Source organism: Kitasatospora phosalacinea, from assembly GCF_000716545.1.
Lineage (GTDB): Bacteria > Actinomycetota > Actinomycetes > Streptomycetales > Streptomycetaceae > Kitasatospora > Kitasatospora phosalacinea.
This window is the reverse complement of sequence record NZ_JNWZ01000012.1, coordinates 20563-33852: the sequence shown is the minus strand read 5'-3', so window position 1 is coordinate 33852 and position 13290 is coordinate 20563. Positions and strand designations below refer to the sequence as shown.

14 protein-coding genes are annotated in these 13290 nt (G+C 72.9%); 10 read left to right on the top strand and 4 right to left on the bottom strand.

Features of this window, described 5'->3' with window-relative positions; genetic code table 11:
- The first annotated feature begins 18 nt into the window (after positions 1-18).
- Positions 19-1209 (top strand): ATP-grasp domain-containing protein, encoded by a 1191-nt coding sequence (locus OO48_RS07960; RefSeq protein ID WP_245194553.1) that lies wholly within the window; start codon positions 19-21, stop codon positions 1207-1209.
- 34 nt (positions 1210-1243) lie between these two features.
- On the opposite strand, the gene OO48_RS07955 is transcribed toward OO48_RS07960, so the two are convergent.
- Complete coding sequence (locus OO48_RS07955; protein WP_033213681.1) at positions 1244-1450, bottom strand: hypothetical protein; 207 nt, start codon at positions 1448-1450, stop codon at positions 1244-1246.
- A 402-nt stretch (positions 1451-1852) separates the two neighbouring features.
- On the bottom strand, positions 1853-2272 hold the full coding sequence (locus OO48_RS07950; RefSeq protein ID WP_033213680.1) for a MerR family transcriptional regulator: 420 nt from the start codon (positions 2270-2272) through the stop codon (positions 1853-1855).
- Positions 2273-2337: 65 nt separating this feature from the next.
- On the opposite strand from OO48_RS07950, the gene OO48_RS07945 reads away from it, so the two are divergent.
- The 4 genes from OO48_RS07945 (at position 2338) to OO48_RS07930 (ending at position 7488) form a co-directional block, all read left to right on the top strand.
- Complete coding sequence (locus tag OO48_RS07945) at positions 2338-3555, top strand: MFS transporter (protein ID WP_033213679.1); 1218 nt, start codon at positions 2338-2340, stop codon at positions 3553-3555.
- A 164-nt stretch (positions 3556-3719) separates the two neighbouring features.
- A complete protein-coding gene (locus OO48_RS07940; protein ID WP_209439452.1) occupies positions 3720-5066 on the top strand; it encodes an NtaA/DmoA family FMN-dependent monooxygenase in 1347 nt (448 codons plus the stop codon).
- A complete protein-coding gene (locus OO48_RS07935) occupies positions 5063-6274 on the top strand; it encodes an LLM class flavin-dependent oxidoreductase (protein WP_033213677.1) in 1212 nt (403 codons plus the stop codon). Before OO48_RS07940 ends, OO48_RS07935 begins: the two co-directional genes overlap by 4 nt.
- A gap of 512 nt (positions 6275-6786) precedes the next feature.
- On the top strand, positions 6787-7488 hold the full coding sequence (locus OO48_RS07930) for a response regulator transcription factor (RefSeq protein WP_342449632.1): 702 nt from the start codon (positions 6787-6789) through the stop codon (positions 7486-7488).
- A gap of 60 nt (positions 7489-7548) precedes the next feature.
- Here OO48_RS07930 and OO48_RS07925 read toward each other — a convergent pair whose 3' ends face one another.
- Entirely contained in the window at positions 7549-8292 is a 744-nt protein-coding gene (locus OO48_RS07925; protein ID WP_033213675.1) for a maleate cis-trans isomerase family protein, read from the bottom strand.
- Positions 8293-8381: 89 nt separating this feature from the next.
- Positions 8382-8906 (bottom strand): LuxR C-terminal-related transcriptional regulator, encoded by a 525-nt coding sequence (locus OO48_RS07920; RefSeq protein WP_033213674.1) that lies wholly within the window; start codon positions 8904-8906, stop codon positions 8382-8384.
- Between the two features lie 240 nt (positions 8907-9146).
- On the opposite strand from OO48_RS07920, the gene OO48_RS07915 reads away from it, so the two are divergent.
- The 5 genes from OO48_RS07915 to OO48_RS07895 all read left to right on the top strand — a co-directional run bounded on the left by OO48_RS07915 (position 9147) and on the right by OO48_RS07895 (position 13279).
- On the top strand, positions 9147-10298 hold the full coding sequence (locus tag OO48_RS07915; protein WP_081951983.1) for a LeuA family protein: 1152 nt from the start codon (positions 9147-9149) through the stop codon (positions 10296-10298).
- Positions 10299-10385: 87 nt separating this feature from the next.
- A complete protein-coding gene (locus OO48_RS07910; RefSeq protein WP_033213673.1) occupies positions 10386-10571 on the top strand; it encodes a lysine biosynthesis protein LysW in 186 nt (61 codons plus the stop codon).
- A gap of 4 nt (positions 10572-10575) precedes the next feature.
- Positions 10576-11427, top strand: coding sequence for an ATP-grasp domain-containing protein (locus OO48_RS07905; RefSeq protein ID WP_033213672.1), 852 nt, complete (start codon positions 10576-10578; stop codon positions 11425-11427).
- A complete protein-coding gene (gene argC / locus OO48_RS07900; protein ID WP_033213671.1) occupies positions 11424-12479 on the top strand; it encodes an N-acetyl-gamma-glutamyl-phosphate reductase in 1056 nt (351 codons plus the stop codon). The genes OO48_RS07905 and argC overlap by 4 nt, the downstream gene beginning before the upstream one ends.
- Complete coding sequence (locus OO48_RS07895; RefSeq protein WP_033213670.1) at positions 12476-13279, top strand: amino acid kinase family protein; 804 nt, start codon at positions 12476-12478, stop codon at positions 13277-13279. The genes argC and OO48_RS07895 overlap by 4 nt, the downstream gene beginning before the upstream one ends.
- Positions 13280-13290: the final 11 nt, after the last annotated feature.

Genomic DNA, 13290 nt, shown 5'->3' with positions numbered 1-13290 from the left:
CTGCCGCAAGGAGTGGACGTGAAGGAACTGCTGTTGGTGGGAGTCGGGTCGATGGGCCGCCCCTACCTCGACGCCGCGTTGCGCATGGGCTGCTCGGTCCGGGCGGTGGAGAGCCGGGCCGGCGCCCCGAACCTGCCGGCCGGCACCCGCGCCGAGTTCCACCTCGTCGACCACGCGCTGGACGAGTCGTGGCTGCTCGGCGCCCTGCGGGCGGCGGGACGGGGCGCTCCCGACGGGGTGGTCGGCTTCGCCGAGACGCACGTCACCGCCGCGGCGCTGCTCCAGGACCGGTTCGGCCTGCCCGGGCCCTCCCTGCAGGCGGCGGTCATCTCGCGGAACAAGGGCCTGCAGCGGATGGTCTGCGCGGCGGCGGGCGTGGGCCAGCCCGGTTTCCTGCTGGCGCCCACGCTCGCCGACGCCCGCGAGTGGGCGGCCGAACACCTTCCGGTGGTGGTCAAACCGCTCACCCTGGGCGGCAGCCTGGGCGTCGAGCAGCTCTCCACCGCCGAGGCGCTGGAGGACGCGCTCGGGCGCCGCGGAGGCGACCGGCTGCTGGTCGAACAGGCGGTGGAGGGGCCCGAGTTCAGTTGGGAGGCGGTGGTCCGCGACGGCGCCGTGCTGTTCGAGAACACCACGGCGAAGGAGACCACCGCCCCGCCCTACTTCGTCGAACTGACCCACCGCTGCGGCCACCGCTTCGACGACCCGCGGACGGCGGACGCGGTGAGCGGGTTCACCCGCGGGGTGCTGGCGGCGATCGGGATGCGCACGGGGCTGGTGCACCTGGAGTTCCGGCTCGGTCCGCAGGGCCCGGCCCTCATGGAGGTGGCCGTTCGGACCCCGGGCGACTACCTCGCCGAGGCGATCTGCCTCAGCTACGGCTTCGACCTCTACGAGGCGGTTGTCCGGCTGGCCCTCGACCTGCCGCTGGACGGTCTGCTGCGGCCCGGGCCGTCCCGCTACGCGGCCGTGCACTACCCCCGGTGCCCGCCCGGCCGGATCACCGGGATCAGCGGTCTCGCCGAGATCGCGGCCCACCCCTTCGTGGTCCGGATCTCCGTGGACCGGGGGGTCGGCGACTCGGTGGCACCGATGCGCTCCTCGTCCCAACGGATCGGCCACGCCGTGGTCGTGGCGCCCACGGTCGAGGCCCGTGAGGAGACGCTGGAGTTCGTCCGTTCCCGGCTGAGGATCACCACGGCCGGCTGAGCGGTCGTCCTCCGCCCGCGCCGGACCGCGCGATCTAGCCCCAGGCCAGGTCGTCGTTCTGGACCACCGTGGTCGTCACGTCCTCGACGGCCGTCACGCCGGTGTCGCCGTCGGCCCGCGTCAGGCCGGTGGTGGACGCGGGTGCGGTGGCGCCGAGCGCCAGCACCACGACGGACGCGGCCAACCCGGCCGCTGCCCGGGGCTTGCTGAACAGGTCGGTCAACTTGTGGGAGAACTGCATGTGGCCTCCTCGTCGATGCCTGCGGCGGATCGTTTCGGGGGCTCCGCCGCACCGATTCGTTGAATCATCACGCATGGAGCGGGCGATGGCTCCGACTGGCCTCGTCCGCCACCGGCCATGACTCATGTAGGCCATGCCCCGCGGGGTTGGCCCGGCCCCGGCCGGAGTCGGCGGAAGGCGCCCTCCGGGGAGCGGTTTCCCGCCCGCCCGGAGGAATGGTTGTCAATAACTGGCTTGAAGCGACACCGAGCGGACAGGACCGATCACGTGGTGACCGTTTCGGCCGACCCGTCCCGTCGCGGTGGGAACCGTCCCCGGTCGACCGGTGGAGGGCCCGGAGATCCCGGCGGGCCCGACCGGCCCGTGGCCGTGGACCCGTCCGGCGGTCCGTCCGACGGTCCGTCAGGCCCCGGCGGGGACGCGTTCCTGGGCGGGGGCGCTGCTGGGGGCGGTGCCGGGGCGCCAGCCCTTGCTGACTTCCGCGAGGTACTCGGAGACCGAGTCCCGGTTGCGGATCAGGCAGTTGATGCGTTCGGTCATCCGGTCGCGCTCGCGGCGCAGGGTGTCGAGCATCTCGGGCGTGGCGTCGGGGAAGTGGATGGTTCGGGGCTTGTCCAGGCAGGGCAGAATCTGTTTGATGATCCTGATGGGCAGTCCGGCGTCGAGCAGGCCGCGGATCTGCATCACGCGGTCGACGAAGCGTTCGTCGTACTCCCGGTACCCGTTGGGCATCCGGGTGGAGACGATCAGCATCTGCTCCTCGTAGTAGCGGAGCAGGCGGCGGGAGGTGTTGGTCCGTTCGGACAGCTCCCCGATGCGCATGTGACCCACCTCACATCAGATCCGGTTGACCCTCACATATATGTGAGGGTTCAAACATAGCCGCCATGAGCACACAGTCGCCAGTGGACACCCCGACCGCACCCGACGACGGCGAGCAGGCGGAGAGCCGCAAACTCCCGATCCTGGCTCTGTTGGCCCTGACCACCGCCGTCTTCATCACCTCCCTGACCGAGACCCTCCCGGCGGGCGTGCTGCCCGCGATGAGCGCCGACCTGGGCGTCAGCGAGTCGGCGATGGGGCAGTCGGTGACGATCTACGCGATCGCCACCGCGCTCACCGCGATCCCGCTGACCGTGGCCACCGCGGCGTGGCACCGGAAGCGGCTGCTGCTGACGGCGATGGTGGCGTTCGTGGTGGCCAACACCGTCACCGCCCTCTCCTCCGACTACGTGCTGACCATGGCGGGCCGGTTCGTCGCGGGCGTGGCGGCCGGTCTGGCCTGGGCGCTGCTGGCCGGGTACGCCCGCCGGATGGCGCCGGTGCCGTTGCAGGGCAAGGCGATCGCGATCGTGATGACCGGCATCCCGGTCGCGCTGTCGCTCGGCGTGCCGGCGGGCACCTTCGTGGGCAAGGTGTTCGACTGGTGGGTCGCCTTCCTGGCGATGTCGGTGCTGGCGGTGGTCGTCATCGGGTGGATCGCGGCGACCGTCCCCGACTACCCGGGCCAGCGGCCCGAGGGCCGCACCCGGATCCTCGGCGCGCTCTCGGTGCCCGGCGTGACGCCGGTGCTGTTCGTGACGCTGGTCTTCGTGCTGGCCCACACCATCCTGTACGCGTACGTCGCGACCTTCCTCGACCACCTGGGCATGGGCCGCTCCACCGACCTGGTGCTGCTGGTCTTCGGCGTCACCTCGATGCTGAGCATCTGGATCGTCGGCGCCCGGATCCACCACCAGCTGCGGGCCCTGACGATCGGCAGCGCGCTGCTGGTCGCGGTCGCGGCGGCGGTGCTGGGGCTGCTGTCCGGCACCCACGCGCTGGTGTACGTCGCGGCGGCGCTCTGGGGCCTGGGCTGGGGCGGCGTGCCGACCCTGCTGCAGACCGCGGTGGGCGACGCGGGCGGCGAGCAGGCGGACGCCGCGCAGGCGATGCTGGTCACCCTGTGGAACGTGGCGATGGCGGCGGGCGGCGTCATCGGCGGCCTGCTGCTGGACGGGATCGGCGCCGAGTCCTTCCCGTGGACGGTGCTGATCCTGCTGGTCCCGGTGCTGGGCGTGGTGGTCTCCGCCCGGTCGCACGGCTTCCCGGCCCGGCGCGGGTGACCGTCCGTCAGGCGGCCCGGGGCGCGGGACGGTTGCCGTCCCGCGCCCGCGGGCCGCGCCGCGCCGTGGCCGGGCTGGGCTGTCCCCGGCGGACCGCCGCCGACCCGGACCGAATACCCCGCTGAACCGCCGCACACCGCACCAGGAGACAGTTCGCCGTGCCAGTGAAACAGATCCACCTCGCCGCGCAGTTCCCCAGCGTCCAGCACACCGTCATCTGGTCGGACCCGGCCGCCGGGAGCCAGATCGACTTCGACTCCTTCGCCCACCTCGCGCGGACCGCCGAGCGCGGCAAGTTCGACTTCTTCTTCCTCTCCGAGGGCCTGCGGCTGCGCGAGCACAAGGGCCGCGTCCTGGACCTCGACGTCGCGGGCCGCCCCGAGGCGCTGACCGTGCTCAGCGCGCTGTCCGCCGTCACCACGCACCTCGGACTGGCGGCGACGGTCAACTCGACCTTCAACGAGCCGTACGACGTGGCCCGGCGGCTGGCCACCCTGGACCACCTGAGCGGGGGCCGGGCCGCCTGGAACGTGGTGACCAGCCACGACGCGTTCACCGGCGAGAACTTCCGGCGCGGCAGCTTCCTGGACGAGGCGGACCGCTACACCCGGGCCGCCGAGTTCCTGCACACCGCCCGCGAGCTGTGGGACAGTTGGCGCCCCGGCGACTTCCGGCCGGATGCCGCCTCCGGCGAGTTCATCCGGCCCGGGGCGGGCCGGTTCGCCCACCGCGGCCGGCACTTCGACATATCCGGCCGGTTCAGCACCCCGCCGGGCCCGCAGGGCCATCCGGTGATCTTCCAGGCGGGGGACTCGCCCGAGGGGCGCGAGTTCGCGGCCGCCGACGCCGACGTGATCTTCAGCCGGCACGGTGACCTGGCGGGCGGGCAGGCCGCCTACCGGGACGTCAAGGCCCGGCTGGCCAAGTACGGCCGTTCCCCCGACGACCTGAAGATCATCCCGTCGGTGAGCTACGTGCTGGGCGACACCCCGGCGGAGGCCGCCGAGCGCGCCGAGGAGGTCGCCCGCGCCCAGGTGAGCCCGCAGACCGCGCTGATGCTGATGGAGGCGGCCTGGGGCCGCGACCTGTCCGGCTACGACCCGGACGGCCCGCTGCCGGACATCGACCCGGTGCCGGAGAGCGTCGTCACCAAGGGCCACAACCTGTACCGCAGCCGGGGCCGCGAGGAGACCGTCCGGCACTGGCGAAAGACCGCCGAGGAGCGCGGGCTGAGCATCCGGGAGCTGATCACCGAGGTCACCGCCCGGCCCACCTTCGTCGGCACGCCGCGCCAGGTCGCCGACGCGATGAACGAGTTCGTGCAGAGCGACGCCGCCGACGGCTTCGTCTTCTCCCCGAACGTGGTGCCCGGCGGGCTGGACGAACTGGTCGACCGGGTGGTGCCGCTGCTCCAGGAGATGGGCGTCCACCGCGCCGACTACACCGGCCCCACCCTCCGCGACCACCTCGGGCTGAAGCCCGCCCGCCGCCACTTCGAGGAGACCCCGTGACCCGCCTGCACCTCGCGGTCGCCCTGGACGGCACCGGCTGGCACCCCGCCGCCTGGCGCGAACCGGACGCCCGGCCCGCCGAGATCCTCACCGCCCGCTACTGGGCCGACCTGGTCCTGGAGGCCGAACGCGGCCTGCTCGACTTCGTCACCGTCGAGGACACCCTGGGCCTGCAGACCTCGGCCTTCCACCGGCCCGACGAGCGCACCGACCACGTCCGGGGCCGGCTGGACGCCGTCCTGCTGACGGCCGCGCTCGCCCCGCTGACCTCGCGCATCGGCCTGGTGCCGACCACCAACGTCACCCACACCGAGCCCTTCCACCTCGCCCTCGGCATCGCCTCGCTCGACCACGCCAGCCTGGGCCGGGCCGGCTGGCGCCCGCAGATCACCTCCCGTGCCGCCGACGCCGCCCACTTCGGCCGCCGCACCACCCCGCAGCTCACCGACGCCGACGTCCTCGACTCGGAGCTGATCGCCGCCCGGCTGCGCGGGCTCTTCGGCGAGGCCCACGAGGTGGTCGAGGCCGTCCGGCGGCTCTGGGACAGCTGGGAGGACGACGCGGTGATCCGCGACACCTCCACCGGGCGCTACCTGGACGGCGCCAAGGTGCACCACGTCGACTTCGAGGGCGAGCACTTCTCCGTCCGGGGCCCCTCCATCACCCCCCGCCCGCCGCAGGGCCAGCCGGTGGTGACCGTGCTCGCCCACGCCGGCACCCCGTACGAGCTGGCCGCCGCCGGGGCGGACGTCGTGTTCGTCACCCCGCAGTCCCGCGCGGACGCCGTGGCCAGGCTCGGCGGGTTCGAGCGGGCCAGGCAGCGCTTCCCGCGGCCCGCGGGGGAGCCGATCAGGACCTTCGCCGACCTGGTGGTCTTCCTGGACGACGAGCCGGGCCGGGCCGCCGAGCGCAAGCAGCGCCTCGACGAGGTGGACGGCGCCGTCTTCGGCTCGGACGCCCTGGTCTTCGCCGGCACCCCCGCCGAACTCGCCGACCTGCTGCTGGACTGGCGCACCACCGGCCTGGACGGCTTCCGGCTGCGGCCGGGCGCGCTGCCGCACGACCTCACGGCGATCACCCGCGGCCTGGTGCCGGAACTCCAGCGCCGCGGCGCGTTCCGCACCGGCTACGAGGCGGACACGCTGCGCGGCCTGCTCGGCCTGCCCCGTCCGGTCAGCCGCTACGCCCCGGTCGGCGCCGGGGGCTGACGGGCGCCGGGGAGGCGCAATACGGCGGGATTCAACTTCAAACATTTCCATTGAGACGGCTGGATGAATGATTCCGGGCGCGGTCCCCAGCGGGCCGCGCCCGGAATCATTGCTGCCGTGTGAAATCCGCAGGGGCCGTTCGGTCCGAACCGGTACCAATTTGGACAGATTCCCGTGGGAACCGGTCCTTCCGCCTCCGGCATTGCTTGCCCTCGGCGGCACGTGGTGTCAGGATATGGGCGAATCGCACTCGGAACGACGGAATTCCCACGGGTATCTCCCGTCACAGCAGCCCCGTCCGGTCCGGTGCCGGAACCCGTTGGAATCCTCAGGGGAGCAGGTCCGATGCAGAGCCGCCGCGAACGGGCCGCCGAGCCCACCGCGCGATGTCGCGCCGGTCGATGACCTGATCCCAGCCCCGTCGGCCGCCCGGACCATCCCTCCCGAGCGCGCCGGAACCCCTCCGCGCCGTTTTCGCCCGGGCCCGGACGGTCCGGGGCCGACGCGCCGTGATGCGACCGTTTATGGAGAGGACGAACGACGTGGTACGCGTGCTGTTGGTCGGGGAGCATTCCGCCGTGATCGAATCGGTCCTCTACCGCCTTTTGCGAAAGGGGTACGAGGCCAGGATCGCCGACACCGGCCGGGAGGCCCTGGAAATGATCGGCGACGTCGACCTGGTGCTGCTCGACCTCGATCTCCCCGACGTCGATGGGGTCGAAGCCTGCCGGCTGATGCGGGCGGCCGGGAGCACGCCCGTCATCGCCTTCGCGGCCAGCGGCCGGGAGCCGGACCGGGTGCGCGCCCTGCAGGCCGGTGCGGACGACTGCGTGACGAAGACCTGCCCCCCGCAGGAGATCGTGGCCCGCATCGAGGCGGTGATGCGCCGCACCCGGACGCCCGCCCCCGAGGACGCCGCCGCGCGGGACATCTCGCTGCGCCCGCTGCACATCAACGGCCGCACCCGCGAGGTGCGGGTGGACGGCCGGGTGGTGAACGTCACCGCGAAGGAGTTCGAGCTGCTCTACGTGCTGGCGTCCAACCCCGGCTCGGTGGTCTCCCGCAAGGAGCTGATGGCGAAGGTCTGGGAGAGCGACTGGACGGAGTCCAGCCGGACCATCGACACCCACGTCAGCAGCCTGCGCGGCAAGCTCGGCGCCAACAAGTGGATCATCACCGTGCGCGGGGTCGGCTACCGGATCGGCAGTGGTTGAGCTCCGGGTCCGGCCCGCGGAGGGGCGGCCGGACCCGGGCCGGGCCGGACCCGGCCGCTCTCAGGCCGCGACCGCCCGGCGCGCCAGCCGGCGCAGCAGCGGGTGGTCCTCCGGGCCGCCGGGGTCGGCCCCCGCCGCGCGCAGCGCCCACCAGACGCCGGCGAGGTTCGAGCTCAGCAGCACCCGGTCCGGGTCGGTGCCGAGTTCGGCGAGGGCGTCCAGGGTGAACATCCCGGTGCCGGTGAACAGCAGCGGGGAGTCCTCGGGCACCCGCTGCCGCCGCAGCTCGGCGAGCAGCCCCCCGGTGGTCACGGTGTACGGGTCGTACCGGCCGTCGGCGGACACCTGCACCACCCGCTCGACGGTGATGCCGGCCCGCTCCCAGTAGGAGCGGGAGAGCTCGGTCAGCCACGGCTCGTAGGGGGAGACCAGGGTCAGCGCGGTCAGGTCGAGGGCCCGGCAGGCGTCCAGGGTGGCCAGTGCCGAGGAGCGCACGGGGTAGCCGGTGCGGGCGGTGAGTCGGGCGCAGAACTCCAGGTCGCCGTCGGGCGCGTGCAGGTAGTGCGAGGCGCTGCAGGCCACCACCGCGGCGTCCAGCGGAAGCCGGCCGAACCCGGCCAGCACGTCCGGCAGCACCTCGTTGTAGGTGTCCAGCATTTCCCGCAGGGTGCTGTCGGGGGTGGTCGGGAAACGCGTCGTGTGGAATTTCGGGCCGCGGCCCAGGAGGTGGGTGTACTCCGGTTCGGCGTTGGGGTTCTCCGGAGGAACGACCAGCCCTATCCGGGGTGCGGAAGGAATGCCCATGGCGATGTCACCCGTCGGTCGGAGGTATTCCTCCCAGGCTATTGTCGGCCGACCGCGCGGACACTACGGGAAACCGTAGCAGCGGATGTTCAGGTGCTTTGTGCCGGAAGGGCTCCGGAACTTCCGAGACCGTTCAGCGCGGGGGCCAGCTGGGCCCTCCGGCGAATGTCGAGCTTCCGGTAGATCCGGGTCATCTGGAGTTCCACCGCGCGGGTCGAGACCGACAGCGAAGCGGCGATCGCCCGGTTCGTCATGCCCTCCACCGCCATCGCCGCGACCCGTTCCTCGTGCGGGGTCAGCGGCCCGGCCGGGGCGGCCGGGCGGGCGGCGGGGGCGGCCGGCGCGGGGAGCTCGCCGGTCGGCTGCCAGGCCCGCACCGCGAACCGGGTCACGGTGCGAAGTCGCAGGTAGGGGTCCTGGTCGAGGAGGCGCAGCACGGCCGCCCGGTCCGGGGCGCGGCACAGCAGCAGCTCCCCGGAACCGTCCTGCCAGGGGCCGCCGGCGATCAGCACGCCCTCCTCGGCGAGGCCGTCCCAGTAGGCCCGGTGCTCCCGCAGCCCGCGCGGCGCGCCGTCCGCGCCGTCGCGGAGGACCAGCTCGACAGCGAAGATCACCCGGTTCCCCCTCCCGTATTCCGGCGGGCCGCCCGCCGGACTACGGGAACGTTATCCCGGAATCCCGGCGGATTCTCCACCTCTGACATCCGTCTGACATTCGCCGAGGAACGTTGACAGAGCTCTGACACGGCGGATCTTGACCTCGGATCGGGGAAGCGGAGAGGCTTGGCACCGGCTTCACCGCACCGAGCGGCAAAGGTTCCGAACCATTCCTGACGTGAATGAGGAGTGAATGCAATGGCACCTCCGGAGAACGTCGAAGCACTTCCGGGAGAACTGCCCCGGATATCCGACGCCACCCTGCGCGACTCCGCCCACATGGCGGGCGTCGAGTTCGACGCGAAGGACGCCGCGACCATCGCCGACCTGCTGGTGCGGACCGGCGTGGAACTGGTCGAGGTCGGCATGGTCTCCGGCCCCGATTCGGGCGACGCGGACCTCGTCCTGTCCGTCCACGAGACCGTCGGGCCCGAGCGCTCCCTGACCCTGGTCATGGTCCGCGACCGCCGACAGGTGGTGACGGCGCTGGACGAGGCGCTGCGGCTGGGCGTGAAGTCCGTGATGTTCTCGATCCCCACCTCGGAGGAGCACGCCCGGCTGAAGCTGGCCTCGCCCAGCACCAAGTACCTGATCTCGCTGGCCCGCACCGCCATCGAGGAGGCCAAGGACCGGGGCTTCCACGTCACCTTCAGCGGCGAGGACGGCGCCCGCACGCCCAAGGAGCGCCTCGTCCCCTACGTCGCGGCCGGCTTCGAGGCGGGCGCCGACCGCTTCCGGCTCGCCGAGACCGTCGCCTGCCTGTCGCCCTGGCAGATGGAGTCGCTGATCGGGGAGATCACCGCGATCGACGGCTCCGAGATCGAGATCCACTCGCACAACATGCTGGGCATGGCGGTCGCCAACTCGCTGGCCGCCTACCGGGCGGGCGCGCGCTGGATCTCCGCCACGGCCGGCGGCATCGGCGAACGCGGCGGCAACGCCCCGCTCGCCGAACTGCTCACCTCGCTGCGGGTGGTGTACGGCGACACCCGCTTCGACCTCAGCCACCTCACCGAACTCACCAACGTCGCCCTGCGCGGCGCCCGGCTCGGCCACGCCTTCCAGTCCGGCCCGACCGCCGCGCACGCCTTCGCCTACGAACTGCCCGGCCAGCTGACCCACCCCGAGGCGTACGAGACCCTCCCGCCGGAGGTGGTGGGCAACACCCGGGGCCTGCGGGTGCGCACCAGGCTGAGCACCCCGCTCGTCCGCTGGGCGCTCGGCGACAGCGCGGGCGACCTCGACCTGGCGGCCTTCACCGCCTGGCTCACCGAACGCCAGGCGCACGGCGAGGACCTGCTCGACCGGGACGCGATCCGCGCCGCGGCCGACCGGTACGCCGCCGCCTGAGCCCTCCCGTCCCTTCTCCTGCCCTTCCTGCCTTCCCTGCCCCTGCCGGTCCACCGACCGACCTCGACCGATCGCGGAGAACACACCATGTCCGTAGCCACGCTCACCGGTTCGTGCCCCGAGTGCGAGACCGACCTCACCACCCCGCCGCTGGTGGAGGGCGAGACCATCGCCTGCCCCGAGTGCCTGCTGACCCTGCGGGTCGAGGACATCCAGGAGGGCCGGCTGAGCCTGCAGGCCGTCGAGGTCCAGCTGCGCGACTGGGGGCAGTGAGCCGATGACCCGAACCGTAGCCCTCGTCGCCGACCGGGTCGGCTGGGAAGAACGCCGCCTCATCGACGCCGCCGCCGGGATCGGCCTGCGCATCGAATGGGTCAACGACGAATCGCTGGCCCTGGGCGACCAGGACGCGGCCGCGCTGCGCGACCACGCCGCCGTCCTCGTCCGCAGCCGCAGCTACACCCGGGGCGGACTGATCGCCACCCTCACCGAGGCGGCCCGCATCCGGACCCTGAACACCGCCTCCGCCATCCACGCCTGCGAGAACAAGCTCACCCTGCGCGCCCGGTTGCGGGCCGCCGGGGTGCCGGTGCCCGACTTCCGGCTGGTGCTCTCCCGGCGCGACTTCGAGCGGGCACTGACCGAACTCCCGCCGCCCGTGGTGCTCAAGCCGGTCTTCGGCGGCATGGGCAAGCGGGTCACCCTGCTGCGCGACGCCGACAGCGCGCAGTCCGTCTACGACTACGTCGAGGACCTCGGGCACGGCTTCGAACAGGCCAGCCTGGTCGAGCCCTACCTGGCCTCCGGCACCTCGCTGCGCTGCTTCACGGTCGGCCGCGAGACGGTCGCCATCGCCGAGTTCCGCAGCGCCGGGACCGACTGGCGCAGCAACGCGGCGCTCGGCAACCGCAACCGGGCCGTCGACCCGGACCCGGAGGTCCGCAAGACCGTCGACGGGGTGCTGGACGTGCTCGGCCCCGGCATCTACGGGATCGACCTGTTCGCCACCCCCGACGGCTACGTCGTCAACGAGGTCAACCACGCCCCGGCCTTCCGGGCGGTCGCCTCGGCCACCGGGGTGGACATCGCCACCGCCGTCGCCCGCTACGTCCAGGAGGAGACCGGATGATCCGGGTCGGCATCGTCGGGGCCTCCGGCCTGGCCGGCGGCGAACTGATCAGACTGGTGCTCCAGCACCCCGAACTGGAACTCACCTTCCTCGGCGGCTCCTCCAGCGCCGGCCGGCGCCCGTCCGAGCTCCACCCCGGCCTGCGCCTCGACCTCGGCCTGACCATCGAGGCGCTCCCGGAGAGCCTCGCCGACCGCTGCGACGTGGTCTTCCTGGCCACGCCCGCCCCCGCCTCGGCGGCGCTCGCCGCGAAGCTGGCCGACCAGGTGCCCTGCGTGGTCGACCTCAGCGGCGCCTTCCGGATCCGCGACCCCGAACTGCACCGGCGCTGGTACCCCAAGGTGCAACGGGCGGACGGCCTGGCCGACCGCTTCGTCTACGGCGTCCCCGAGCTGGTCGGCGACCAGCTCGCCGGGGCCGCGCTGATCTCGCTGCCCGGCTGCTTCGCCACCGCGATCACCCTGGGGCTCGCCCCGCTGGTGCTCTCCCTCGGCCTCAACCTGAGGACCGTGGTGGTGGACGGCAAGACCGGCTCCAGCGGCGGCGGCCTCGAACTGCGCACCGCCAACCTGCACCCGCTGCGCAACGGCGCCATCGCGCCCTACGCCCCCTCCGGGCACCGGCACGCCGCCGAGGTCAAGGACTTCCTCGACCGGGGCAAGCCGGGCGGCGTCGAGTCGCTCAGCATGTCCGCGTACGGGGTCTCGCACGTGCGCGGGCTGATGGCCAGCAGCTACGTCTTCACCGACGACGAGGTGGACGCGCGCACCCTGCAGCGGGCCTACCTGCGGTTCTACAAGGACCACCCGTTCGTCCGGGTGCGCCGCTCCAACGAGACGCTGATCCCGGTGCCCGACCCGCAGGCCGTGCTCGGCTCCAACTACTGCGACGTGACCGCCCTGCACGACGAGGAGGGCGGGCGGATCGTGGTGCTCGCCGCCCTGGACAACATGGTCAAGGGCGCGGCCGGCCAGGCGCTGCAGGCGACCAACCTCCGATTCGGCCTGCCGGTGCAGACCGGCCTGACCATGCAGCCGGTGATGCCCGCATGAGCACGACGACACCCGAGACCGCCCCCACCGTGGTCAAGCTCGGCGGCAGCACCGTCGACGACCTGGCCGACGCCTGGTGGGACGACCTCGCCGCGTACGCCGGCCGGCGGCCGCTGGTGCTGGTGCACGGCTGGTCCAAGCCGCTGAAGAACCTCGGCGCCCGCTACCGCGACCCGTCCGCGATCCTGCGCGACCGGTACGGCAACCAGAGCCGCTGGACCACCCCCGAGGTGATCGAGGACATCAAGCAGGTCAGCGCCGAGCTCGCCGCGGACGTCCTGGCCCGCCTGGAGCGGCGCGGCGTCACCGGCGAGCGGCTGCTCGGCAGCGACGGGCTGGTCACCGCCGGCGAGGGCGAACGCTGGTGGTGGAAGGACAAGCAACTGGTCGAGCTGGAGAACCTGGTCGGCCCGATCACCGGCGTCGACCCGACCCCGCTCAAGGGCCTGCGGCCCGGCCACGTCCACCTGGTCACCCCGCTGGCCCGCGACACCGCGGGCCGGGAGGTCAACACCGACGCCGACCGGGCGGCGGCCGCCGTCGCCGGTGGCATCGGGGCCGGGCAGCTGGTCCTGGTCACCGACGTCGCCCACCTGCTGATCGACGACCGGCCGGTGCACCGGATCACCGCCGAGGCCGCCGCGAAGTTCCGCGACAAGGGCGCCACCGGCGGCATGCGCAAGAAGCTCCGGGCCGCCGGCGAGGCCCTGGAGGGCGGCGTGGAGCGCGTCGTCATCGGCAGCGCCCCCGTCACCGACCTGGTCGCCGAGCGCACCGGCACCGTCATCACCCGAACCTGAGCAGCGAGGAG

Bases quoted from the DNA above. Each gene is read 5' to 3' on its own strand.
- OO48_RS07955 (WP_033213681.1), bottom strand. From the start codon at position 1,450: ATGCAGTTCTCCCACAAGTTGACCGACCTGTTCAGCAAGCCCCGGGCA.
- OO48_RS07950 (WP_033213680.1), bottom strand. From the start codon at position 2,272: ATGCGCATCGGGGAGCTGTCCGAACGGACCAACACCTCCCGCCGCCTG.
- OO48_RS07945 (WP_033213679.1), top strand. From the start codon at position 2,338: ATGAGCACACAGTCGCCAGTGGACACCCCGACCGCACCCGACGACGGC.
- OO48_RS07930 (WP_342449632.1), top strand. From the start codon at position 6,787: ATGCGACCGTTTATGGAGAGGACGAACGACGTGGTACGCGTGCTGTTG.
- OO48_RS07925 (WP_033213675.1), bottom strand. From the start codon at position 8,292: ATGGGCATTCCTTCCGCACCCCGGATAGGGCTGGTCGTTCCTCCGGAG.
- OO48_RS07915 (WP_081951983.1), top strand. From the start codon at position 9,147: ATGGCACCTCCGGAGAACGTCGAAGCACTTCCGGGAGAACTGCCCCGG.
- OO48_RS07910 (WP_033213673.1), top strand. From the start codon at position 10,386: ATGTCCGTAGCCACGCTCACCGGTTCGTGCCCCGAGTGCGAGACCGAC.
- OO48_RS07905 (WP_033213672.1), top strand. From the start codon at position 10,576: ATGACCCGAACCGTAGCCCTCGTCGCCGACCGGGTCGGCTGGGAAGAA.
- argC (WP_033213671.1), top strand. From the start codon at position 11,424: ATGATCCGGGTCGGCATCGTCGGGGCCTCCGGCCTGGCCGGCGGCGAA.
- OO48_RS07895 (WP_033213670.1), top strand. From the start codon at position 12,476: ATGAGCACGACGACACCCGAGACCGCCCCCACCGTGGTCAAGCTCGGC.